The organism is Flavobacterium sp. N2038 (genome assembly GCF_025947185.1).
Taxonomy (GTDB): domain Bacteria; phylum Bacteroidota; class Bacteroidia; order Flavobacteriales; family Flavobacteriaceae; genus Flavobacterium.
Window position 1 is genome coordinate 743,927 of the sequence record NZ_CP110001.1, and the last position, 24,175, is coordinate 768,101.

A 24,175-nucleotide genomic window follows, 5' to 3' on the forward strand; every position below is an offset into this window, starting at 1 on the left:
ATTAATTCCTACCTTTTTCGTCAGGATATAATTCATTTAACGGATCACTTTGCCAGAATTCTTTGGTGTCAATGTTCATGATCGTCAAAGGTCCTTTGAAAGCAGCACCTGTGTCAACATTCCAGACACAAGCTTTTTGAACCGGAACTGTTTGCCCAATTCGGGTAACAGGCGTATGACCTATGTAGACTTCTTTGTAAACCGTAAAACGTTTAGGATAGTATAAATCACCAGGTTTTAAGTTTGGGTCTAAAGAAAGCGCTGTTTCCCAGAGTGTTCTGTCCCAGTAAAATAATTTTGGAAAGTATTCCCAGACCACACCATTCAAATTAGTGAATCCGGCATGAACAAATAAACGGTTTTCGTCATCAAGATAATAATCTTTCAGCTGATGTAAAAAAGCAATATGTGTTTTCTTTTTCTCTTCAGATATCTTCGAATACCCCTCTACGGTGGCTTTTCCGCCATGTTTGTACCACATTTCCTCATCAAGGTCATCATGTCTGTTTTCAAGCCATTCTAAGGCCAGCTGGTCGTGATTTCCTCTAACACAAATACAGTTCTGTTTGCTTTTTAAATCAATTAAATAGTCGATTACCTGCGCTGAGTGACTCCAGCCATCAACATAATCGCCTAGAAATATAAGAGTATCTTCTGTAGTGACCCCGGCTTTTTTCATCACTTGTTCCAGTGCAAGTAATCCGCCGTGAATGTCACCTATAACAAATGTTCGCATTATTTAATTTTTCGTGTAGAAAAACAAAAATAGAAAGAATAATTGGTTTGAACTCATCGTTTTTACATTCTTTAAAAATTGATATTATTTATAACTATTTGAGATACTTTTTTATGGCTTTACTTTCTAAATTTGCATAATGTCAGATGTGCCAACATATCGCAAAATTATCCATATTGACATGGATGCTTTTTATGCTTCAGTTGAGCAGATGGACAACCCAATGTTGCGGGGTAAACCTGTCGCAGTTGGAGGGTCAGAGAACAGAGGAGTAGTTTCGGCAGCGAGTTACGAAGCCAGAAAATTTGGAGTTCGTAGTGCAATAAGTGGTGTTTTGGCCAAAAAATATTGCCCCGAGATTATTTTCGTAAGACCAAGATTTGATCGTTATAAAGAGATCTCCTCAAAAATTCATAAAATCTTTCATGAGTATACAGATTTGGTTGAACCGCTTTCTTTAGATGAGGCTTATCTGGATGTAACCCAAAACAAAAAAGGAAATCCGAGCGCCAGTTTACTGGCTCAGGAAATTAGGCAAAGAATTCTAAACGAAGTTGGTCTTACAGCTTCCGCCGGAATTTCGGTCAATAAATTTGTGGCCAAAATTGCTAGTGACGTCAATAAACCGAATGGACAAAAGACGGTTAACCCAGATGAAATTTTAGAGTTTCTGGAAGAACTGCCTATTCGGAAATTTTACGGTGTTGGAAAAGTGACCACTGAAAAAATGTATCAATTAGGGATTTTTACAGGAACAGATTTAAAAAGTAAATCTGTGGAGTTTCTCGAAAAGCATTTTGGGAAATCTGGAGCTTTTTATTACAATGTCGTTCGTGGTATTCATAACAGCGAAGTAAAACCACATCGCATAACAAAATCAGTTGCTGCAGAACATACTTTTGATGTGAATTTATCCTCAGAAATCTTTATGTTGGAGCAATTGGACAGAATCGCCACATCTTTAGAAAAAAGATTAAAAAAACATGAAATATCAGGGAAGACTGTTACTTTGAAAATAAAATACAGTGATTTTACACAACAGACCAGAAGTAAAACATTGCCCTATTTTATATCAGATAAAAGTTTGATAATGGAAATAGTCGAAGAGTTATTATATCAGGAAAAAATGAAAGATTCTGTTCGGTTACTTGGCATTTCGCTGAACAACTTGAATATTGAGGAGAGAAAAGCTGTAGTCGTGCAGCTTAAATTTGCATTTTGATACATTAAAGTTTGCTTAAATTTAATATTAGTATTTTTTTGTGAAGAATTTTCTTTCTATCTTTGAGATAGTACCATTTAAGTTTATTCAGATGAAAAACAATAATTATGATGAAGCTTTCTATCGTTATTCAGTACCTTTAATGTCCTGGGATTTTCATTATTTGTATTTAAATGAATTGAAATTGACTTTTGCGGATTTGAAAAAAGTAAATGAAATTTCAAATCTATTTTCCTGGAATAAAGAAGATTTGAAAATTGAAGAAAGGATTAAAAATGAAGTTGTTCTTATTACGGATTTGAGTTTAAAAATTGTTTTTGCCTCAAACGGAATAAGAAAAATGACAGGTTATAAAGAAGATGAGGTTTTAGGACATACACCAAAAATGTTTCAGGGACCAGCCACTTCTAAAATTGTTTTAGAAGAAATAAAAGAAGCAATCCAATTAAAAATGCCTTTTAAAAAGACGCTTGAAAACTATAAAAAAAATGGTGAAACTTACAGATGCAGTGTAGATGCTGTACCAGTTTACAACTTAAAAGGGAAAGTTTCACATTTTATAGCATTCGAAAAAGAAGATAAAAGTGCTTAAACTAAATACGGTTTGCGCACAAAGTATATAAAAGCAAAAACCGCCATTAGGCGGTTTTTATTATTTTAAAAATCTTAGTATCTCAGTAACTTAGAATCTTAGCCTCTAAAAAGAGTTATAAATTTTCAAAGAAATCATTTCCTTTATCATCAGTAATGATAAAAGCAGGGAAATCTTTTACGGTAATTTTACGAACAGCTTCCATTCCTAATTCTTCAAAATCAACAATTTCTACTTTTAAGATATTGTCTTGTGCCAAAATAGCCGCAGGACCTCCAATCGAACCTAGATAGAATCCGCCATATTTGTTGCAGGCATCAGTAACTTGTTTAGTACGGTTTCCTTTAGCAAGCATAACCATACTTCCGCCATTTTTCTGGAATTCATCTACATACACGTCCATACGTCCGGCTGTAGTAGGTCCAAAACTACCCGAAGCCATACCTTCCGGAGTTTTTGCTGGTCCGGCATAATAAACCGGGTGATTTTTAAAGTATTCCGGCATTGGTTTTCCGGCATCCAGTAATTCTTTAATTTTTGCGTGTGCAATATCACGGGCAACAATAACAGTACCGTTTAGTTTCAAACGGGTTTTGATCGGGTATTGTGATAATTTCGCTAAAATATCTGCCATTGGCTGGTCTAAATCAACTTCAACAGGCGCTTCTAAGTGAGGTGCTGTTTCTGGCAAAAATTGTTTTGGATTTACTTCTAATTGCTCAACAAAGATTCCGTCTTTTGTAATTTTTCCTTTAATATTTCTGTCTGCAGAACAAGAAACGCCCAATCCAACAGGGCAAGAAGCCGCGTGACGTGGCAAACGAATTACACGAACATCATGTGTAAAATATTTTCCTCCAAACTGAGCTCCGATTTCGCTTTCCTGACAAATTTTCTGAACACGTGCTTCCCATTCTAAATCACGAAATGCCTGACCGGCCATATTTCCAGAAGTTGGTAAATGATCATAATAACCTGCAGATGCTTTTTTAACAGCACTTAAGTTTGCTTCTGCAGAAGTTCCTCCAATAACTAGAGCCAAATGGTACGGAGGACAAGCAGAAGTTCCTAAATCTTTGATTTTTGCACGAACAAAAGCGTCCATCGATTTATCGTTCAATAACGATTTTGTCTGTTGGTACAAGTAGGTCTTATTGGCAGATCCACCACCTTTTGCCATAAACAAGAATTCGTAAGAAGCTCCTTTTTTAGCATAGATATCAATTTGAGCCGGAAGATTTGAACCTGAATTCTTTTCTTCAAACATCGAAATTGGAACAATTTGAGAATAACGTAAATTACGTTTCTGGTATGTATTAAAAATTCCTCTGCTTAACCATTCTGCATCATCAGCACCAGTAAAGATGTTTTCACCTTTTTTAGCCATTACAATCGCTGTTCCGGTATCCTGACAGCTTGGTAATTGACCTTCGGCAGCTACAGATGCATTTTGTAATAAATTGTAAGCTACAAAACGATCGTTGTCTGTTGCTTCCGGATCATCAAGGATATTTCTAAGTTTCTGCAAGTGTGTCGTTCTTAACATGAACGAAACATCAGTCAGGGCTTCTTCGGCCAATAACTCTAAACCTTTTGGGTCAACAGTTAAAATTTCACGTTCACCAAATTGTTCTGTTTTTACAAAATCAGAAGTAATTTTGCGGTATTGCGTATCATCCTTCAAAATAGGATAGGGATCCTGGTATATAAAATCAATCATTGCTTTGTTTTTTTACAAAGTTAAAAATTATTTACCTAAGAAAGAATTTGAATTAGCCTTGTTTTGTGGACTTTATTTCTGATTATGAAAGTCATCAAAAGACACTTTTTTCTCAAAATAGACCTTGTCTTTCGCAGAAACTAATTGCTTTTTCCAGTGATTGCCATTTAAGTGAAAAGCAATAGAATCAGAATGTGAAACAGTTCCCATGTCATCATTATCATCTTCAGGAAAATAGGTTACAGTTTTGCAATAAAAGGATTCCGGATTAGATTTTGCATCGGGATTATCAAACTCAATCCAGCTTCCCCAACCACCATCGGTCATAGAATCCCATTCATGAACCAATTGTAAATCACTGTTTTTTAAATAATACAAGTAATTATTTCTGTTATAACCGCAGGCAGGGTATCCAAAATTAATTTGAATAAAAGGAGAATTTTTGGCAGTCGCTGAGGTTAATCCATATGTTGCACTCCATTCAGATCCTTTGTCAACACCTTTAATCGTAATCTTTGAATCGGTAATTTTAGTTTTGTTGACATAAAAATCAAGTCGGTATTTTGAAGTTACGATGCTGTCTTTGTCTGCAGTTTGATTTAGAAGATGTGCCAAAACAAAATTGGATTTTGAGTTTTCTTCTCCTTCAGAAATTAAAATAGTATCTGTTTTTAGAAAGTGTTCTTTTACAATTGCAGTTTCTGTTTTAGGTTCTGGAGCAGTACTTGTTATTTGAGGCTCAGATTTTGGTTTTTGGCAACCAATTAAAAGGGATGCGAAGAATAAAATGTGGATTTTCATGTGCTTATTTTAGTTCTTCAAAAATATATTTTTCTTCGTATTGAATGTTGAATTTATTAAGAAAATTGAGATATTCTTGATTGAAAGTTTGTTTTTTATGATGGTCTTCCTGATTTTCAATATATTTATAGACATCACTGACATGTGATTGACTGTATGAAAATGCTCCATACCCTTCCTGCCATTCAAACCTTGCTGTTGTTAATTTATGATCGTTTATATATTTCGAAGATTTCGCTTTTATCGTTTTCATTAATTCAGAAACAGAAATAGTTGGTTTTAAGCCCAGTAGGCAGTGAACATGATCTTCAATGCCATTGACAATTATGGTCTTACATCCGGTTTCATTAATTAGATTTCCAATAATACTAAATAATTTTGCTCTCCATTCTTTTGTAATAACAGCTTCTCTATGTTTTACCGCAAAAACAACTTGTAAATAGATTTGGTGATAGGTGTTTGCCATTTTGATTTTTTTTGCTAAATAAATCATTCTTATGGTTGCAGAATACCTTTTTGTAATATTTAACTTTCTTTTTTAATTATTCGTTCCTATGGAACTTTAAAAAAGGGGGCAATATTTATAACCAACGGATTAAAATCCGTTGCTACAGAACGAATCATTCCTTCGGAATTTTTTTATATTGATTTCGAGTTAAAAGAGCCCTTGGCTCGACCCATATTGTAGGGCTGGATTTTAATCCAGTTTAGAGATGATGTTGGCCAGATTTCAATTCGGTTATTTTCGAAACAGGCATGTTAAAAAAGATCCATAGGATCGATCAAGATAATATGATTCGTGTTAGATTTTTAATTTATCAAAATATACCGTTCCTACGGAACTTTAAAAAAAGGGTCAATATTTATAACCAACGGATTAAAATCCGTTGCTACAGAATGAATCATTCCTCCGGAATTTTTTTATATTGATTTCGAATTAAAAGAGCCCTCGGCTCGCCCCATATTGTAGGGCTGGATTTTAATCCAGTTTAGAGATGAGAAGCCCAGATTTCAATTCGGTTATAAAAAAGATCCATAGGATCGACCAATATTATAATCAACGGATTAAAAATCCGATGGCATAGAATATATCATTCTCTGGAATTTCTTTTTTAAAAAAACCAGGTTGCCACAAAAATGGCAGTAATCACACAAATTAAATCTACCAAAAGCATGGTTCCTAAAGCATAGCGGGTGTTTTTAATATTTACAGATCCAAAGTAAACAGCAATAACATAAAAAGTACTTTCGGCACTGCATTGAAAAATACTGCTCAATCTTGCTGTTAGAGAATCGGCCCCAAAAGTATTCATCGAGTCGATCAGGAATCCTCTTGATCCTGCTGAGCTAAAAGGACGAAGCATGGCAACAGGAAGTGCATTTGTAATTTCTTTACTAACACCCATATTTGAAAATACAAACCCAATTCCGTCACTTATAATTTCAAATAAACCACTGTTTCTGAATAGAGAAATGGCAACTAACATTCCAAGAACATATGGAAAAATAGTGACTCCGGTTTTAACACCATTATTTGCTCCGACTACAAAAGAGTCAAAAACCGTTGTGTTTGCTTCAATAAATTTCTTTTCATGCATGAAAGAGAAAATTAAGGTAAAAACAATAATGGCAAGTAATATTAATCCTGAAAGATTAGAAGTAAAATAGTTTTTCCCAATCAGATCCAAATGATTCACATACATTAATAAACCAACGATTGCTGCAATTAAAACCATTAATCCAATAACGAGCGAAGCACTTTTAAAGTTGATTTTTTGTTTAATTCCAACTAATAAGAAAGCCGCAATTGTCCCAATGAATGATGTAATGATACAAGGCAGCATTACATCTGCCGGGTTACTTGCATTTGCAGCAGCACGATATCCAATGATAGAAGTTGCGATTAAAGTCAAACCGGAAGCATGCAGACACATAAACATAATTTGAGCATCGCTTGCTTTATCTTTTTCGGGATTTATTTCCTGTAAACTTTCCATGGCTTTAAGTCCAAATGGAGTTGCAGCAGAATCCAGTCCAAGGAAATTGGCGGCAAAGTTTAAAGTCATATAAGAAATCGAAGGGTGGTTTTTGGGAATACTTGGAAACACTTTTACAAAAACAGGACTTAATCCTTTGGCTAATTTTCCGGAAGCTCCCGAAATGATTAAAAGCTCCATCAATCCGCAGAAAAAGGCCAGATAAGCAATAAGAGGCAGGATTAAATCTACCAAAGTACTCTTGCAAGTTGGTAATAAACCATCTGATTTTTGAAGACCACTATAAATTTTTACGGTTTTGTTTTTATAAACATAAGTAGTGTCGGTATTTAGCGTATCACGATTTATGATCATAGTCTGATCCTTCGCTTTTGTAATGCTGTCTTTGATAAAGGCAGGAAGTTCCTGAATGTATTTTTCAGAAACCAAAATTGGGTCATCTTTCTTTCCATTCAAAACAGAATCAATAGTATAAGTATTGGCTGTAAATAAACTGACTACAATGAAAACAATCGAAGAAATAAAAATCGCTAACCAAAATCTGCTTAATACCATAATTGTAATTTTTTGTAAATGTAATTATTTAGCCATAATATGCCCAAAGATTTTAATATTGAAACCGGAAGTATTTCCTTAAAACAACATTCTTTTTGATGAAATTCAATTTCATTCAATAACAATTTTTGTTTCCAGATAATTTTCAAAAGATTGGATTCCTTTAAAAATAAGTTGTTTTTTATCCGTTTCAGTTTCATTAAAAAACTGCGTTTCTATTTTGGCGTGATCTTTTTTAATTGTTCTTTTCCAGGTTCCAATGACTTTTCCGTTTTCCATAATTACCGGTTTAAAAATACCATTATTTGTAAAAGCCTTTGATTGATGTTCTTGTAAAATAGCTGCTTCGCGAGTTTTATAAGATATTAAAATCTCATCAAATGCCGGAAGAAAATGTACGCTTTCGCGAAAGTTATCTGCATCAGTATGATCTTGTTTAAACCAATATTGCTGATTGTCAATAGTTATAGAACTTAATTGCAATTCAATTGCATTAATTACAGATTTGCAAATAGTGGGAGGAAAACCGGACCACCATGAAAAATCAAGTAACGTTGCAGGGCCATGACTTTCGAAATAACGCTGGGCTAATTTTGCTAAACTTTCTTCTTTTGATAATTTAGTTTTTGGTTTCGAAACACGTTCTTCAAGTAGGGCATAAGTAATTTGTTTACCTTTCATCTTCCCGTTACAAACTAAACCATCAAGTTCGGCATTCATCATAATGGCCGCACTCAAAAAATCATCATTTGAGGCTTTTTTAATATTAAGCTCCTGCATGATTTCGTCTCGCGTTAAATGATTGTTTCCACTTAATAATTTTTCGATAAAAGCATTTGCCTCATCAAACTTTTTGGAATCGTAACCATATTTTTTGCCTGCTGAGTTTGTAAATCGCTTTACTTGAGGAGCAGAAAGATCTAACATCCAGTAAATATCCTCTGCAGCCACAAAATGCCAGGTGGGTCTAAGAATATGAGTTCGGATAATTTTACCCGAATTTATAACTTCTTCGATTTCTTTTTCGGTAGCATCAGTGCGGGAACCAATTGCCCATTTTGCCATCGCATAATCCTGCGCCTGCATGGCACCCAAATGCTGTACAATTTCCTGTGGTGAAAATGGACTTGTTTTATACAGTTTTTGAGAAACCAGTCGATGATGTGAAATTTCCTGATGTGTCATTTTAAAATCATTTTAAACCATATAAGTGATATAAGTTTATTCAAAACTTTGAACCTCTGCAACTTTGCATCTTTGTGCCTCAAAAAAACTATACATGAATAATTTCATCATCAATTAACAAATCTTCCCTGCGCAGGCGTAAAAAAATCTGTGCTACCGCTATAGTGTCTTTTTCACAATATGTTATAATTCTGTCAATGTCTTTTTCTACATAGAATACATGCGCTACCTGACTTCCGTCAATATCTCCTTTTGGCGATGGGATACCAAGAATCTTGGTTAATAACTTTAAAGAGGTGAAATGTTTATAATCGCCAAACTTCCATAATTCTAAAGTATCTAAATGTGCAATTTCCCAGGGCTTTTTTCCAAATAAATTCAGTTTGTCCGGAATAGCAATTTGATTGATAATCATTCGGCGTGCTATAAACGGAATGTCAAATTCTTTTGCATTGTGTCCGCACAAAAGATGTTGCGGCTGATTGAAATGGTTATTCAGAAGATTATTAAAGTCTTTCAGAATCTTTTTTTCCTCACCAAAAAACGAAGTCACTCTAAAATTTCGAATATCTCCCTTAATTGTAAAATACCCAACAGAAATACAGATTATTTTTCCAAATTCAGCCCAGATTCCGGCACGCTCATAAAATTCCTCGGGTGTAAAATCGTCTTTTCGCTGGTATTGCGTTTTAAGATCCCAAAGTGATTGCATCTCAGCATCAAGCAAATTATAGCTTTCTTCTTCTGGAACGGTTTCTATATCAAGAAATAAAATGTTATTGAGGTTTATTTTTTCAATCATATTTTAAACTTCTTAGATATTGGATTTTTATGAATGGAATTGCAAAAATACATATAAAATTCTTACAAATATAAATGATTAGAATAAACTTTGTTGGGTAGAAGGATTTTCATGTTCCAAAAGCCATTTTTTGCGGGATAATCCGCCGGCGTATCCGGTTAGGGAACCATTTGTGCCAATAACCCGATGACATGGGACCACAATCCAAAGCGGGTTTTTGCCATTTGCAGACGCTACAGCACGAATTGCTTTGACATCTCCCAGTTTTTTGGTCTGATCCATATAACTTACTGTTTTTCCGTATGGAATTTCCAGTAATGCTTTCCAGACTTTCTGTTGAAATTCGGTTCCTTTTGGGTTTAATTTGAGATCAAAATCGGTTCTTTTTCCTTCAAAATACTCATTTAGCTGCAAGACAGCTTCTTGTAAAACTTCGGGGATGGTTTTAGAAACCTCGTTTGTTCCAACATCAGAAACGGAAATTACAGCAATACCATTTTCATCTCCAATAATTTTGGTGATTCCTAATGGGGAATTGATAAAGACTGTTTCCATAAATTTAAGCGCAAATGCGTAAGGGTTTTAAGCAAAGTTCGCAAATATTTTTTGAAACCATATAAGTTATATAAGTTCATTTAATTTTTTTTGCATGTGGTTTTATTCCATTTTCACTTTGATCGTAATCTAAGACTTATGAAAAACCAGCGGGTTTCGATTTTGCTCAGCCATATGGAATTTAATAATCTTCCAGCCCAAATTTATAGTGTAAAACTGTTTCAGTTTTTTCGCTTGAAATGATTTTTTTAATATTCGATTTTTCAGAACTGAATTTTGGTTCAGGCAAATTCCTTTCAATTGCTTTTTGGGTATAATACTCCTCCCTTGTTGGGTGAAAAGGCGCAACTGCATTGAACGTTTCATTCCAATTTGATTGGTTTATAATTTGTTCGACGATTGAGATACAATCATTTAAATGAATTAAGTTTACTGGCGCATCCGGATTTTCGATGTTTTCTTTTCCGGCAAGATGTTTAACAGGATGACGATCTTCACCAATTAATCCTCCAAAACGTAAAATTATAGTTTCAAAATTTTGATTTTTTCGCAAGATATCTTCGACTAAAAGTAATTGTCTACCACTTTCAGTTTCTGGATTTGGAGTAGTTTTTTCAGTAATAAAGCTATTATCATCGCCATAAACCGATGTTGAACTTACAAACAGTATTTTCTTAACAGTTGATTTTTCTATGAAAGGAATTAGATTCTGAATTTTTTCGACAAAAACTTTTTGGTTAGAATCTGAATCTACAGTTCGTAATTTGGGTGGAATATCTATAATTAAGACTTCGCTTCCTGCGAGAAAAGTATCAATATTTTTAGAAAAGTTTTCGTTTTCCATTTTTCTTTGACCTTCGCTCAGGGTAACAAGAAAAGGATTTATCCCGAAACTGTCTAAAATTTGAAGTTTGTTTTCTGATGTTGTGGATCCGTTAACTGAATTTCCTTTCTCGATTAGTTTTTTTGCCAATGGCAAACCTAGCCAACCACAGCCCAATATACTTATTTGTTTCATTTTTTTAAAGATGCAAAGGAGCAAAGTTACAAAGGTTCATAGGTTTTTGTTTCATGCAGATTCTTCGGATTTAAATGGATTATTAATATTTGCGCCGATCTGCTTAAATCTTTTTAAAATCTGCGTGAAATATGAGATTAAATTATTTACAGATTTAGCGTAAATCGGACTTTGTCTTTTCCTTTTGCGCCAATTCTGTTATAGAATTTAATGGCTCTTTCGTTAAATTGCGGTGTTTGCCATTGCAGATTAACGCAGTTATTCTGAGTTCCGATTTCTTTTAATTTTTCAATTAGTAATTCCCCAATTCCATAACTGCGGGCTTCTTCCTCAAGAAATAGACAGTCCATGTAAATAAAACTGGCAGCATTCCAGGTCGAAAAGTCAAAAGTGTAGGATGCATATCCAATAATTGTTTCTTTTGCGGCAACCACCAGACAGAATAATTTGGGATTCTGACCGAATAAGGCATTTTTTAAACCGTCTTCTTTTCCTTCAGAAGAAAAATCAGCCTGTTCGAATTCAGCATGTTTCTGGCATAAAACAATCAATTTTGGCAAGTCGGTAATTTCGCAGTTTCTTATTGAATATTCCATTGCAGATTGATTTCGTTTTGTAAAAATTGAATAAAATGCTGAAAATAGTCCGGATAATTCTCATTTGCTCTGACAGCAATGAAGTGTTTTCGTTTCAAACCATTTTTTCCAACTTTAATGGCTTTGATCGGACTGGTTTTTAAATGAGGCAAAAGTGCCCACTTGGCCATTGACATGACGCCCATGTCTGCTTTAACCATTTCGAGAGAAGCCTCTGTTAGAGGCATTGGTGTTATTTTTTTTGGTGTGACTTTGGCTGGTGCCAGAAGAAATTGATGTATCGTAACAGTTTCCAACGGTAATGAATGAATAATCAAATGTTCGTTGATGAAATCTTCTGCGACAACATATTTTTTGTTTGCCCAGGCATGATTTTCAGAAACGACCATGACCATTTCATCCTGAAAAAGTTCGATGTATTTAATATTATTATCTTTAATCTGATCACTTATAATGGCAATATCAATGGTGTTCTCTAAAAGTTTTTGAATTGGAATATGAGTTGCCTCGGCAACAATTTTTAATTCGACATTTGGGTATAAGAGATGAAATTGCTTTAAAACGGAGGGCAGCCAGTGATAACTCGAGAAACATTCTGTACTTATTCGGATTTCGCCATATTCGCCAAAAACCATTTGTTTGATCTGAGCTTCCGTTTCGGTGAGTCTGCTTATAATTTCGTTGGCAAGGTCATATATTTTCTCTCCTGCTTTGGTGAGAACCAGTTTTTTATTGGTTCTCAAAAAAATGGCTGTCCCTAATTGATATTCTGCTTCTTTGAGCTGATGGCTTAAAGCCGATTGTGTGAGGTGAAGTTTGTCTATTGCTTTGGTAATGCTTCCTTCTTCTACAATCGCTTTGATCAATTTTAAGTGACGTATTTCCATTTTTATCTGATTAATACACAAAGTAACAAAATTTTGCCTTGGGTTTTGTATGAAAAAAAGTAATGCTGAACATGAATTCTTTTCGTTTTTATAGGAGTTGCAAGCATATTACTTTTGGATAAACAAAACCTTTAAAACGAAACTAAAATGGAAACACAAATTAAACATTATGAAAACAAGCTGGCTTTTGAAATGGATCCGTCGGATTTGTTTGATGCATTAAATAATGGAGAGAGAGTCATTGCTCTTGACGCCAGAAAGAGTTTTGGTTTTGAAGCTGAACATATTCCAAATGCAATAAATATTCCGCATCGTGAAATGAATTTAGAAACTACCCAACATCTGGACCGCGATGTTTTGTATGTTACCTACTGTGATGGAATTGGCTGTAATGCATCAACAAAAGGAGCTCTAAATATGACAAAACTGGGATTTAAAGTAAAAGAATTAATAGGAGGAATAGAATGGTGGAAGTTTGATGGTTATGCAACCGAAGGTACAAAAGGAGTTAAGACGGGACTCAAAATTGAATGTGCGTGTTAAAACTAGGTTCAAAGGGACAGAGTTACAAAGGTTTCTCAGCATATCTAAAAAATAAAAAGCACTATGTAAATAGTGCTTTTTTTAACCTTTGTGCCTCTGTACCTTTGATTCTTTGAACCTAATTTTAAGATTCGATCAAAGCTTTTAAACCTTGCAGAATCGGATTCTCTTCTCCCTGAGGTTTTTCCTGAATAGCGCCGGGACGATTATCTTCCTGAATAATTTCGAGTTTTGTTTTCTGATTTTCTGTTGTTAAAATATAACTCATTATGAAATAATTCTCCGGCTTGTCTTCCAGTTCCGGTCTCGGAAAAAATAAAGAATATTTGATTTTTTGATTTGGAATGACTTCCAAAATCGTTCCCCATTGCTCAAAAACCTGTCCTTCCCATTCATTTCTAAATCGGATTTCATTTCCAACTTTCCAGTCTGTAATTAAATCGCTTCCGTATTGCCATTGTTTGACAAGTTCCGGTTGTGTCAATACGCTCCAGACTTTTTCAGTGGTAGCATTCAGAACTATAACAGAAATATTTGTTGCCATACTTATTCAATTTTAATATTGTTTTTAGCTGCAATTTTTTTGAATAAATCTTCTTTATTTTCAGATTTCATTTTTTGATAGATAGCTCCAAGAAGCTGTTCAGAATCTTTAGTGTATTCAGAGTTCTCATTAGTATAGATAATATGAGCAAGGAAGATATTATCCAGAGCCATTTCGTCATTATTCAGAAGGAAATAATTTTTTCCGGCACCAAAGTAACCTTCAGCATTTTCAGGTTCAAATTTGATAAGCTTTTCGTAATATTCGATTGCCGTTTTAAAATCTGATTTTAAAGAATAAACAACTCCAATATTCATTAAAGCCAGATTGCCTTCAGGATAAATAGCGAGTGATTTTTTATAATATTTTATGGCATTGTCATAATCATCTAATTGCCTGTAACAAACTGCAATATCATCTAGAGCGATTACAAAATTTGGGTCTTCATTTAATGACAGCAGTAAACTTTCTATAGCTTGCTTATAGTTTTTATTGCGCATGAAGTCCTTTGCAGAAGTATAATAGTTTTGTGCTTTTTTATTTTTGGAATCAGCATAAAAAACAGCGGTTTTGTCTTCTGGTCTTTCTGGTGCTAATTGAGGACATTTTTTAATGACTGCTTCAGTTGCCTTTAGTATCATGCTTTTTATTCCGTCAACCGTATTAATAGATTCTCTCACTTTAGGATCTTTATCTGTTAATATGGTTTCAGACATTGAATTTGTCAAACAATCTCTAAAAATAGTTTCTGTTACTCCTGAACTTTTTTGCAAACAATCGCATGCTTTTAGGGCTATTTTTTCTTCTATAGTTTGTGCTTTAATAGTCGAAAAACTTATAAATGTGACAAAAAGCAGGAGATTTTTCTTCATGGTTAAATTGTTGAATATGTTTTATTCTGTTTTTAGTACTGGTTTCAAACTGTCTTTTACAATAGTCAGGCTATCTTTAACTGGAGCAGTAACAATTGGTGCAACAGGGGCAACATATCTTTTTATCTTTTGCTGAATTACAACAGCATCATTTAAAACAAAAGGTGTTGGCATCATCCAGTCACTTCTTGGTTTTACTTTAAGTAGCGGATTTGTCATTAAATCAAACGAACTTTCCAGTAAATCCATATCAAAAATAGACGACTTATTAATGTAAAAGTCCATAACAAGAGGTTCATTTCCTACAACATAATAGCATAAGATTTTCATTCCATCATGTTCCAGACGATTTGTTTTTGCGCCTGAAGTCGAGACACCATTGGCCTTAAAGTTATAAAGGGTCATTTTTGGATTTGCAAAAATGTCGTAACGGTTTACTTTACGATTTGGTGTTATTTTGATTTTTAAGTATCTGTTATTTCCAACAACACTGTCTTTTAAGAAGGCAATAGTTGGTTTTGGAACATCAACTACTGGTGCTATAGCGCTGTAAGTAAAACCGGAATTGTATTTGCTGGCGATTGGAAGACTATTTAGACCTACAGCTTTTTGATTTTTTTCGCCTAAATATGATTTTGTCCAATCATCCAAATTAACGTCGTAAGTAGTCCAGACTGCCGAATTGGTATTTGCATTATAAACATACAATAAGCTATTTGATTTTGCTTTACCATGCTCATAGCCAGAATTAGATCCAGCATATACAAAAAATGCGATTGAAATTGCAAAAAAGAACATTGTCCAGATTCCCTTTTTTATGAAAGATCCAAAAACAGGAAGCATTAAACCAAACAGTAAAACAGTTAGTACTGCGCTTCCGTAAAGTATTTTTAATCCTAAACCTATTGGAAACATTACAATAAAAGGAGCAACGATTGCCAAAGCCGGAATACTAAACAATAAGTTTAGAACTAAACTATTATGCTGCGTAAGGACATAAATCCCGAATAAAATAATACCAAAATAAACCGGAATAATCAGGAAACCTGCGCCAGTCAAATTATTTGCAATAAATGCATTAATAATGATCCAAAGCAGCAATGGAGCTACAAAATGGTTCATAGTAACTTTTATTTCAGAAAAATGATGGTAAAAAGCAAAACAGATAGCAATACTCAGGGTAACAAATGCACCAATATAAGCGTGTCCGTTGTAAGTAAAGCCGTTTAATAAATCAGTATATTGAGGATAAATCTGCAATACGATTTTCCATCCCAGAAAAGTAACAAGACCAGAAATAATTACAGAGCCTAAAAGAGGTACAAAGCCTTTAAAGATTTCTCTAAAGTTGACCATATGTTTGGCTTTTCCGACAAAAATAAAAATAACTAATAATCCTAAGGCAATTAGGGTCATTGGCATAACCCATGAAAATGGATAATTAATAAAAGAGAACGGAACTGTAAAATAGACTTCGTCTTCTGTAGAATTGGTTGCATTTAAATCAATATTCGAAAAATATTTTAATAAAGGCATTAAGTAGGTTCCCTGATGTGCCAGTGTCATTTTATTTAAATGCTGAACATCATCTTGTTGTGTATGGTAGTTGTAATGTCCGTCGATGAAAGCAAAATTGAATCCCTGAATATTACCTTGCTCTCTAAAAACAGTTAAATCGGTATCGTTTGGAAGCATTTTGTAAATACTGTACATCAACGAATTTGAAACCGGGTAAGAAGTTTTTGCATTTGCAAATTCCTTTACAAGAGCTTGATTTCCTTTGTTGGTTTCCATTAGCATATAACTTGGACCTGAAGAACCTCTGGCTTCAAAGTTAAGAACCAATCCTACATCTTTTGCCCATGGATGTTTGTTGACAAACAAGGCAGCTCCATTTAGACCTAATTCTTCTGCATCAGAAAAAAGAATAATGATGTCGTTTTTCTGAGGTTGTTTGGAGTATAAAAAAGCGCGAATACCTTCAAGAATTGTGGCAACTCCGGAAGCATCATCGCTTGCGCCTTTGGAGAAAGAATGTGGAGCACTGTCATAATGAGAAAGTAATAAAAGTGCTTTTGTATTGTTTGTCCCCTTAATTCGGGCAAGGATATTTTTTGATTTTACTAATAGACCTTTGTCATTAAGCGTGAATCCTTCCTGAACACTTGTCTCTAAACCAATTCTGTTTAACTCAAGTTTTAAATAATTAGCAACTAGTTCATGATTTGTTGTACCTACATAATGAGGTTTTTGTGCGATAATTTCAACCTGATTTAAAGCTCTCTCGGTAGAGAATTCAGCAAGAGCTTCTTCTTCTCTTGAAACGTATTGCGGCATCATTGTAGCATATATAATGCCCAAAATTGCTAAAACACATAGAAAGCCTATAATTGAGGTGGGGTTTTTTTTCATGACAAACAGTACTATATTTCTTTTTTAACAAGCATAAAATAATCATTGTCCAAAGAGCGATATCCTTGGTCGTACAGGAAATAGTAGGTATTCCCTGTTTTGGTCTGCAAGATATTGGTAAAGAAATCAAAATCAAAACCTTTATTAATCATTTTATCCCTTGTTGCTTTTGATTTTCCATCAACATTTAATTCTGACAAAATACGGTAATTTTTTCGTAACTTATTGTTTACATTTCGCATGAAATTAGTACTATCCTTGTTTATTTTGTTGTTGTAGGCATTTCGGCAGCCATCAGAACAAAATTTCTTGTCTTCCCTGCCAACAATTTTTTCAGAACATTCGAGGCATGTCTTCATTATTCTATCTTTTTAATTTCATATAAATCTGTTCTTCTGTCTTTTAATGTTTTTACGCTTCCGTGTTCATGAAGTTCTTTTAACAAGTTTAAGTCAACATCAACAATTAGTGTCATTTCAGTATTTGGTGTAGCTTCTGCTTTAATTCCATTACTCGGAAAAGCAAAATCAGATGGTGTAAATACAGAGGCCTGCGCATATTGAATATCCATATTGTTCACTTTTGGCAAGTTGCCGACACAACCAGCAATGGCAACATAACATTCGTTTTCGATCGCACGTGCCTGTGAGCAATGTTTTACACGAGTATAGCCATTTTGAGTATCGGTTAAAAAAGGAACAAACAATATATTCATGCCTTCATCTGCCAAAAGTCTTGGAAGCTCAGGAAATTCTACATCATAGCAGATTAAAATTCCAATTTTGCCGCAATCAGTATCAAAGGTTTTAAACTGCGATCCGCCTTTCATCCCCCAATGCACCACTTCGTTTGGCGTAATATGAATCTTGGTGTACATTTCTGAAGTTCCGTCTCTTTTGCATAGAAAACCAACGTTGTATAAATTTCCGTTTTCCATATAAGGCATACTGCCGGTAATAATGTTGATGTTATATGAAATGGAAAATTCCTGAAAGCGCTTTCTAATAGGTTCAGAATATCTGGCAAGTTCCCGAATGGCTTCGGCCTCAGATAAATGATTAAAATCGGCCATTAAAGGAGCTATGAAAAGTTCGGGAAATAATGCAAAATCACTTCCATAACCTGAAACTACATCTATAAAAAATTCGGCTTGCTCAAAAAGGGCGTCAAGATTGTTGAGCTGACGCATCTGCCACTGAATTAGTCCTAGCCGAATAACACTTTTGTCGAGATTAATCAGTTTTGGATTTTCTTCATAATAAATATTATTCCATTCTAATAAAACAGCAAATTCTTTAGATTCTTCGTCTCCTTCAAGATAATTTTTAATAATTCTCAGTACATGAAAATCATTGCTTAACTGAAAAGAAAGTACGGGATCGTATAACTCTTTGTCTTTAACTTTTTCAATATAAACTTTTGGAGTAAATTTTTTAGAAAACTGATTATAGTTTGGAATCCTTCCTGCAAAAACAATAGCTTTAAGATTCAGCTGTTCGCAGAGTTCTTTTCGGGCATCGTAAAGTCGTCTGCCCAAACGTAAGCCGCGATAATTTGGATGAATAAATACATCAATTCCGTATAAGATTTCACCATTTGGGTTATGAGTAGAGAACGTATAATCACCAATTATTTGTTTGTAATTGTGTCTTTTGTCAACTAATTTTTCATCGACAATTAGCGATAACGCCGAACCAACGACAACACCATCTACCAGAATAACCAATTGTCCTTCGGGAAATATCGAAAGTAATTTTTTGATGTCTGTTGATCTCCAGTAAGAATCTGCCATTTCAGGATAGGATTCTACCATTGAATTTTTCAATTGTTTATAATCGACAAATTCTAAATTTCTTAATTCTACTTTTTTGATTTCTGTCTGCATATATTGTACGATTTATCTCAAATATAAGGAAAATAACTTCCACTTACAAACGCTTACAAATAATTACAACCGAAAGTAAATAGTTGTTAACCGAATATTTAGGGGAGACTGACGCAATTTTGTCTCGTTGAATTTGATGAACGAATTCTTTATATGAACATTTAAAAATTATAAGCCATGAATGCAATGAAAAACAAAGTGCAGTTATTATATTTGGTAGCACCCGATAATTATAGTACATGTCAGTAATTAAAGGGGTTACTAACATATTTGAAAGCTCAAATTGTTTCAGTACCTTTCAAAATTACTCATTATGGAACATATTTTAGAGACCTTATTAGCGACCATAATTTTAAAAAGAATATCTTTGCTAAAATTAGTAGGATAATGAAAATAAGGTACTTTTTAAAACCTAGCGCACAACCTATAGAGAAACGTACGTCAAACGAGCTTGTTTATGCAGAGGTTAGCAACAGGTTTGTGGTAAAGACGGACGGGTTGACCAAATATGTAAAATTGCAGTATAGTCTCGACACTTATGTTAAGCCAAAACACTTCGGCACGCCACAAACAAAACGAGGCAAAACTAACTTTATTTTTGATGCAACAATTATCAACAAACATAGGCAATTTACTGGGGATTTAATGAGTGCTATTGATGACTTTGATGCAAGTGTCAAGGCTACTGTTAAATATTTTCGGAATGCTAATTTTAGGCCAACAAGAGACCAGTTTAAAGAACGTTTAGAGTTGATAACGGAGCGTAAAAATGGTGTGCTCGAGGATGTATCTTTAGCTAGTTACATCGCCAGGAGATTAGAATACTATAAGAGCATTATTGGTACTGGTATGGCCGATGCAAAAAAAGAAAATACTATAGAGAATTTACACAGTTTGTATGTTGCAATTAGGAATTACAATAAAGCAAGACCAGTAGCTATAACTTTCAACAATTTAAAAGATTTGTACTCGGATTTATGGGATGTAACGGATTCAATTGTTAGAGGTACGATTGTTGTTGAATTGGAAGATGGGGAAAAGAAAAAGCCTATTAATGAACATGGAATTGCCACCAACACAATAATAAACTATCAACATGAATTAAGACAAATTTGTTATGATGCGGTAAAAGAAGGCATAAAAGTTAGTTTGTCGTATGAAAACAACAAAAAACTGATACTTAGAACCCAAAAATCTAGTAGGCAATATGATGTTAATTTTCATGATTTATTAAAGATATATAGGCACAACCCAACAACTGAAAGACTACAAAAAGCGAAGGATTATATTGTGTTTAGTTCATTGACGGGTATGCGTATGCAATCAGTACTTGAAGTTATAGGAGAGCCAATACAAACCTATGATAAAAACGGAATAAAATTTGATTATGTTCACACTATCCAATCAAAGACAGGAACGAGCTGTTTTACGCCATTATTTGCGCCAGCTAAGGAGATTATTCTACGTAACGGTGGTGTCTTAAATTTTAGCGTTAATAATGCTACAATTAATAAGCAAATAAAAGATTTGTATGTGGAGATAGGTATTACTTATCATGTACCAGTTACTAGACATTACTACAAAGATGGTGCAGTAACAAGTCATGAAAGTGTTGCTAAAATTGCTAGTTCACATGCTACTCGTAAGGGTTTTGTAACTAACCTTTTTGAATTAGGTATTGATACCTCAACATCTAAATTAGTTGCCCATCCTGACAGTAAGGATTCAGGAACAACAGATTCTTATAATATGACTACAGATATAGTCAGAGCGCTACGTTTTTTTGATGCAGTAAGTAAGAACATAACCGAAAACGAATTATATAAATTTTAAGCAACTACTCAATAAATAAAGGGTACTATTTAAGTACCCTTTAGTATTACTTTTTTAGGCTTTTAACCTTGTCATTATACTCTAATTCACTTAGGACTCCCTTATCTTTTAATAACTTTAAAGCATCCAAAGATTCTTCATTTTCTAATCGATTGATTACAGTTTCAACAGCTTTTTTAAGTTTATTTAACTGAATTAAATTAATTTTTTCTACAACTTGGATTAAATTATTTCCTTTTAATCTTTCCGTAGTAATTTTGTTTTTTTGGTCATTTGTAAGCTCTTTCTCAGAACTATTCGATGTGTCTTCCATAGTGAATAAATTTTCTCAAATATAAAAATATATATTTACTTTTTGTACACTTTTTCTATATTTATTAAATATACAAAACATACAAATGGATACAATAAAAAGGAAAGACATTCACATTAGAATAACGCAATCAAGACAAGACAAATTGCACAAAATTTGTAAGGCCACCAATAAGACAATAACACAAATAATCGAGCAACATTTGGACGAAATGGAGCATCGATATCGAGAAATTTTTTAGTTGTTTACTTAAGCTAAAAAATCATTATTAGATTCTTTAAGGTTAGTGGTTTGACCTTATTTTCATGCTTAAGGTCACCCAATTGGGTGACTTTTTGCTTTTGTAGCCATTTTCCTTTTTTTTTGACATGGTTTGTTGCGGATTGAATATTTTTAAAATTTATTTTGCTGAGGTTCAGTGTTTTATATGATAACTTCGATTTGGCTATTTACTTGTGGATACGTTGTGATTATTATTGTGTATCAAGATTAAAGCTATGTCCTGATAAAAAAATAAATCTTTTGCTCAGTGTGGACATATTTATAAAAGACTGTGAACATACTTAGACCACAAAAAAGGGTTTTCCCTAATGGGTTTGGTGTGCAAAAGAAAAATAAAATAATGAAAAATAAACCACAAAAACCATGCAAAATGAGTATTATAACACAACTCAAATTTCGAATCTAACTGAGTTAGACCCACGTCAGATTCTTTACATTATTAAACAAATAAATACGACAAATGATTTGCTATTCAAGAACAAGAGAGGGGAATATCAGATTCACAGACTATTGCTTCCTAGATTCAAAAAGTCAGAAAATAAAAGAATAAAACACTTCGCTTATTCGACTGATTTGCCAAAGGGATATACCGAAAAACAATTGGTAGATTTAATGAAATATGTTTTATCCTTATGTAAAGATTATACTAGGATTGAGCTATCAATTGAGCAAAAAAATAAGAATGGAGAACTACACATTCATTCCATATTAAGTACCAAAAATAAGACCGACTACATTAGAAATATGGCTTTAGTTTTTGGGTCACATAGTTACAAATGTTCTAAGCTTTTTGACCGTCAAAATTGGGTGTCGTACTGCACAAAATACGGTACAGAATTAATCACAATAACAAATAAAAAAACAAATTAAAAAAATGGAAAATGATGACATGCAATGGTTAACGGACTATAATGACCTAGAGCGCCACCGATTAGAACTTAAATGGATGCGTGAAGACCTCGCAAAAATGAGCCAAGAGCAAAGAGACTTTGAAAGGGAAAGAGATAGACTTAGAATTATCGAAAATAAAGACAGAATCGAATACAATTTTCAGGGCAAAAGAATACTATTCAAACAACCGTATAAGAACGAATAAAAATTAAACAATATGATAAATCAAAAACACACTTGGATTCACGGATTCAAACAGAAAACAAGCATCGATTTAGACCAAGACAGAGCTAATGAAATAATAAGAGAAAATTTTGAACCTAAGGCGAATAAAATTGATATTGCGTGCCGACTTAGTGAGAGCATAAATGATAAGGATAATAAACTAGTATTTACAAAAAGGCAGTTGATTGATTTGGTGCTAAAAGATAATGCGGAAAGTGAGCAAGAAATAAAGCGTTTACTTAATCAGTACAGAGGCCAGTTAAATGGTTACGTTTCACATATCAGACAAGAACTAGAATAATACAAAAAAAAGTTACACTTTACGTACGAACAATTACGTGGTGTAACTTTTTACCTTTTACATGGTGTAACTTTGAAATGTTTGTTTTATATTTGTGACGTTAATAACACAAAAGCTATGAACTACGTACTATACACAAGGTGCTCTACCAATACTCAGAATATTTCCATAGTTGAGCAAACACAATCCGCTTATAAATGGTTAAATTCTGAAGATAGTATCATTGAACATTTTAGTGAAATTGAAAGTGGCAGGAATAACGAAAGAGAACAATTAAATAAAGCTATTGCTTATTGTCAAAAGAACAAAGCAACGCTTTTAATCACACGTTTGGATAGGCTTTCAAGAAATGCCAGTTTTACAATGGCTTTAGCGGATTCAAATATTGATTTTTTGGCGTTGGATTGTCCTAATGCAAATAAGCTAACAATAGGATTCATGGCTTTGATGAATCAGGATTATGCAGAGAAAGTTAGTGTAAATACTAAAAAGGCTTTAGCTTATTTGAAATCGCAGGGAGTAAAATTAGGGAAGCCAGAAAATTTCACGAAAGAAGTTCAGAAAAAAGGAAGCATAGCAAATAAAACAAAGTTTGAAAACTTAAACAAACAGGCCACCAAAATTATTTTAAGATTGAGAGGCGATAAAAAAACATTTGAAGCAATAGCAATTGAATTAAATAATGACGGGTATAGGACTGCACAGGGATATGAATTTAGCAAAGGAACTGTAAAAAGATTGTTCGATAGGGTGGCCGATAAAACAGAATCATAAAAGAAAATAATCTTGGATTCTCATAAGAAAAAACGAGTCCAGTATCACAGAATTTCTTACTAGAAAAGAGGCATTCTATACTGTGTATGTTCTTTCAAAGAATAAAATATTTTTAATATAAAATGAACGTAGTAATAAAGCTAACTCCTGCTCTAGAAAAGCAAATAAAGATAGTGATAGATAAATACTCTAAGAGTAGCGAAAAGAAAAAAGGATACACCGAGATTTTGGGATGGTATGCAAAAGGATTTCTGACCAAAGGACAAGCGCATAAGGTAGAAAGTTTTTACAATAATTTCAATCCTAGTGACCAAAAGGATAGGGAGCAAAAGGAAATTTATGACGAAGTAAATGTACTTCCTTTTTGTCAAAATAGTTTGAACCATATTGCACAAACAGATAAGATGAAGGCCAAAGCAAAAAGCCGTGCAAACGTGACCCAAAAGAGAACTGTTGATAGGCTAAACAAAAGTTCGTTAGAAAGTGTTAAGCCACCAAAAATTGATTATGACTTAGTGAAGTATAATGAGAGCATGTTTGAAAGTGAAAAGAAAAGAATAATTGAAATAATTGGCAAGATTAAAGATTTATAAGATATTTTGTATATTGCTGAAAAAAGTAATTTTTAATAAAA

Annotated in this window: 26 protein-coding genes; 9 read left to right on the plus strand and 17 right to left on the minus strand. The window is 33.6% G+C overall.

Going from position 1 to position 24,175, the window contains the following annotated elements; genetic code table 11:
* Position 1: 1 nt before the first annotated feature.
* Positions 2 to 736 carry a metallophosphoesterase family protein gene (locus OLM51_RS03220; RefSeq protein WP_264552966.1) on the minus strand — a complete coding sequence of 245 codons (735 nt, stop codon included), beginning with the start codon at positions 734 to 736 and terminating at the stop codon, positions 2 to 4.
* A gap of 139 nt (positions 737 to 875) precedes the next feature.
* On the opposite strand from OLM51_RS03220, the gene dinB reads away from it, so the two are divergent.
* Positions 876 to 1,958 (plus strand): DNA polymerase IV, encoded by a 1,083-nt coding sequence (gene dinB / locus OLM51_RS03225; protein WP_264552967.1) that lies wholly within the window; start codon positions 876 to 878, stop codon positions 1,956 to 1,958.
* 91 nt (positions 1,959 to 2,049) lie between these two features.
* Positions 2,050 to 2,550, plus strand: a complete 501-nt coding sequence (locus OLM51_RS03230; RefSeq protein WP_264552968.1) for a PAS domain-containing protein — start codon at positions 2,050 to 2,052, stop codon at positions 2,548 to 2,550.
* A gap of 115 nt (positions 2,551 to 2,665) precedes the next feature.
* Here the strand turns inward: OLM51_RS03230 and OLM51_RS03235 are convergent, their stop codons facing one another.
* The 10 genes from OLM51_RS03235 to OLM51_RS03280 all read right to left on the minus strand — a co-directional run bounded on the left by OLM51_RS03235 (position 2,666) and on the right by OLM51_RS03280 (position 12,666).
* Positions 2,666 to 4,270 carry a fumarate hydratase gene (locus OLM51_RS03235; protein WP_264552969.1) on the minus strand — a complete coding sequence of 535 codons (1,605 nt, stop codon included), beginning with the start codon at positions 4,268 to 4,270 and terminating at the stop codon, positions 2,666 to 2,668.
* 72 nt (positions 4,271 to 4,342) lie between these two features.
* Positions 4,343 to 5,071 (minus strand): hypothetical protein, encoded by a 729-nt coding sequence (locus OLM51_RS03240; RefSeq protein WP_264552970.1) that lies wholly within the window; start codon positions 5,069 to 5,071, stop codon positions 4,343 to 4,345.
* A 4-nt stretch (positions 5,072 to 5,075) separates the two neighbouring features.
* Positions 5,076 to 5,537, minus strand: a complete 462-nt coding sequence (gene tnpA, locus OLM51_RS03245; protein ID WP_264552971.1) for an IS200/IS605 family transposase — start codon at positions 5,535 to 5,537, stop codon at positions 5,076 to 5,078.
* Positions 5,538 to 6,183: 646 nt separating this feature from the next.
* On the minus strand, positions 6,184 to 7,623 hold the full coding sequence (locus OLM51_RS03250) for a nucleoside recognition domain-containing protein (RefSeq protein WP_264552972.1): 1,440 nt from the start codon (positions 7,621 to 7,623) through the stop codon (positions 6,184 to 6,186).
* Between the two features lie 111 nt (positions 7,624 to 7,734).
* The gene (locus OLM51_RS03255) at positions 7,735 to 8,808 is read right to left on the minus strand and encodes a winged helix DNA-binding domain-containing protein (protein WP_264552973.1); all 1,074 of its coding nucleotides are present in this window, start codon (positions 8,806 to 8,808) and stop codon (positions 7,735 to 7,737) included.
* Positions 8,809 to 8,896: 88 nt separating this feature from the next.
* The gene (locus OLM51_RS03260) at positions 8,897 to 9,610 is read right to left on the minus strand and encodes a 3'-5' exonuclease (protein ID WP_264552974.1); all 714 of its coding nucleotides are present in this window, start codon (positions 9,608 to 9,610) and stop codon (positions 8,897 to 8,899) included.
* A gap of 78 nt (positions 9,611 to 9,688) precedes the next feature.
* Positions 9,689 to 10,165: a methylated-DNA--[protein]-cysteine S-methyltransferase gene (locus tag OLM51_RS03265; protein WP_264552975.1), complete on the minus strand. Its 477-nt coding sequence runs from the start codon at positions 10,163 to 10,165 to the stop codon at positions 9,689 to 9,691.
* A gap of 181 nt (positions 10,166 to 10,346) precedes the next feature.
* Positions 10,347 to 11,183, minus strand: coding sequence for an NAD-dependent epimerase/dehydratase family protein (locus OLM51_RS03270; RefSeq protein ID WP_264552976.1), 837 nt, complete (start codon positions 11,181 to 11,183; stop codon positions 10,347 to 10,349).
* Between the two features lie 146 nt (positions 11,184 to 11,329).
* Positions 11,330 to 11,779 carry a GNAT family N-acetyltransferase gene (locus OLM51_RS03275; protein WP_264552977.1) on the minus strand — a complete coding sequence of 150 codons (450 nt, stop codon included), beginning with the start codon at positions 11,777 to 11,779 and terminating at the stop codon, positions 11,330 to 11,332.
* Positions 11,764 to 12,666, minus strand: a complete 903-nt coding sequence (locus tag OLM51_RS03280) for a LysR family transcriptional regulator (protein ID WP_264552978.1) — start codon at positions 12,664 to 12,666, stop codon at positions 11,764 to 11,766. Before OLM51_RS03280 ends, OLM51_RS03275 begins: the two co-directional genes overlap by 16 nt.
* Positions 12,667 to 12,813: 147 nt before the next feature.
* On the opposite strand from OLM51_RS03280, the gene OLM51_RS03285 reads away from it, so the two are divergent.
* Positions 12,814 to 13,209, plus strand: a complete 396-nt coding sequence (locus OLM51_RS03285) for a rhodanese-like domain-containing protein (RefSeq protein ID WP_264552979.1) — start codon at positions 12,814 to 12,816, stop codon at positions 13,207 to 13,209.
* Positions 13,210 to 13,333: 124 nt separating this feature from the next.
* Here the strand turns inward: OLM51_RS03285 and OLM51_RS03290 are convergent, their stop codons facing one another.
* From OLM51_RS03290 to OLM51_RS03310, 5 genes are read right to left on the minus strand one after another with little or no spacing between them, the layout of a single operon-like run.
* Positions 13,334 to 13,753: an SRPBCC family protein gene (locus OLM51_RS03290; RefSeq protein WP_264552980.1), complete on the minus strand. Its 420-nt coding sequence runs from the start codon at positions 13,751 to 13,753 to the stop codon at positions 13,334 to 13,336.
* 2 nt (positions 13,754 to 13,755) lie between these two features.
* Positions 13,756 to 14,625: a tetratricopeptide repeat protein gene (locus OLM51_RS03295; RefSeq protein WP_264552981.1), complete on the minus strand. Its 870-nt coding sequence runs from the start codon at positions 14,623 to 14,625 to the stop codon at positions 13,756 to 13,758.
* Positions 14,626 to 14,646: 21 nt separating this feature from the next.
* Positions 14,647 to 17,037: a M28 family peptidase gene (locus OLM51_RS03300; protein WP_264552982.1), complete on the minus strand. Its 2,391-nt coding sequence runs from the start codon at positions 17,035 to 17,037 to the stop codon at positions 14,647 to 14,649.
* Positions 17,038 to 17,048: 11 nt separating this feature from the next.
* Positions 17,049 to 17,396, minus strand: coding sequence for a hypothetical protein (locus OLM51_RS03305; protein WP_264552983.1), 348 nt, complete (start codon positions 17,394 to 17,396; stop codon positions 17,049 to 17,051).
* Positions 17,396 to 18,922: a bifunctional GNAT family N-acetyltransferase/carbon-nitrogen hydrolase family protein gene (locus OLM51_RS03310; RefSeq protein WP_264552984.1), complete on the minus strand. Its 1,527-nt coding sequence runs from the start codon at positions 18,920 to 18,922 to the stop codon at positions 17,396 to 17,398. The genes OLM51_RS03305 and OLM51_RS03310 overlap by 1 nt, the downstream gene beginning before the upstream one ends.
* Positions 18,923 to 19,309: 387 nt before the next feature.
* Between OLM51_RS03310 and OLM51_RS03315 the strand changes: the two genes are divergently transcribed.
* The gene (locus tag OLM51_RS03315) at positions 19,310 to 20,755 is read left to right on the plus strand and encodes a hypothetical protein (RefSeq protein ID WP_264552985.1); all 1,446 of its coding nucleotides are present in this window, start codon (positions 19,310 to 19,312) and stop codon (positions 20,753 to 20,755) included.
* 46 nt (positions 20,756 to 20,801) lie between these two features.
* Here the strand turns inward: OLM51_RS03315 and OLM51_RS03320 are convergent, their stop codons facing one another.
* Positions 20,802 to 21,068 (minus strand): hypothetical protein, encoded by a 267-nt coding sequence (locus tag OLM51_RS03320; protein ID WP_264552986.1) that lies wholly within the window; start codon positions 21,066 to 21,068, stop codon positions 20,802 to 20,804.
* Positions 21,069 to 21,713: 645 nt separating this feature from the next.
* Here OLM51_RS03320 and OLM51_RS03325 point away from each other — a divergent pair.
* The 5 genes from OLM51_RS03325 (at position 21,714) to OLM51_RS03345 (ending at position 24,134) form a co-directional block, all read left to right on the plus strand.
* Complete coding sequence (locus tag OLM51_RS03325; protein ID WP_264552987.1) at positions 21,714 to 22,220, plus strand: hypothetical protein; 507 nt, start codon at positions 21,714 to 21,716, stop codon at positions 22,218 to 22,220.
* A gap of 4 nt (positions 22,221 to 22,224) precedes the next feature.
* On the plus strand, positions 22,225 to 22,446 hold the full coding sequence (locus tag OLM51_RS03330; RefSeq protein ID WP_264552988.1) for a hypothetical protein: 222 nt from the start codon (positions 22,225 to 22,227) through the stop codon (positions 22,444 to 22,446).
* 12 nt (positions 22,447 to 22,458) lie between these two features.
* Positions 22,459 to 22,767 carry a hypothetical protein gene (locus OLM51_RS03335; protein WP_264552989.1) on the plus strand — a complete coding sequence of 103 codons (309 nt, stop codon included), beginning with the start codon at positions 22,459 to 22,461 and terminating at the stop codon, positions 22,765 to 22,767.
* Positions 22,768 to 22,884: 117 nt separating this feature from the next.
* On the plus strand, positions 22,885 to 23,541 hold the full coding sequence (locus OLM51_RS03340) for a recombinase family protein (RefSeq protein ID WP_264552990.1): 657 nt from the start codon (positions 22,885 to 22,887) through the stop codon (positions 23,539 to 23,541).
* 122 nt (positions 23,542 to 23,663) lie between these two features.
* Positions 23,664 to 24,134, plus strand: a complete 471-nt coding sequence (locus OLM51_RS03345) for a hypothetical protein (protein ID WP_264552991.1) — start codon at positions 23,664 to 23,666, stop codon at positions 24,132 to 24,134.
* The last annotated feature ends 41 nt before the right edge of the window (positions 24,135 to 24,175 follow it).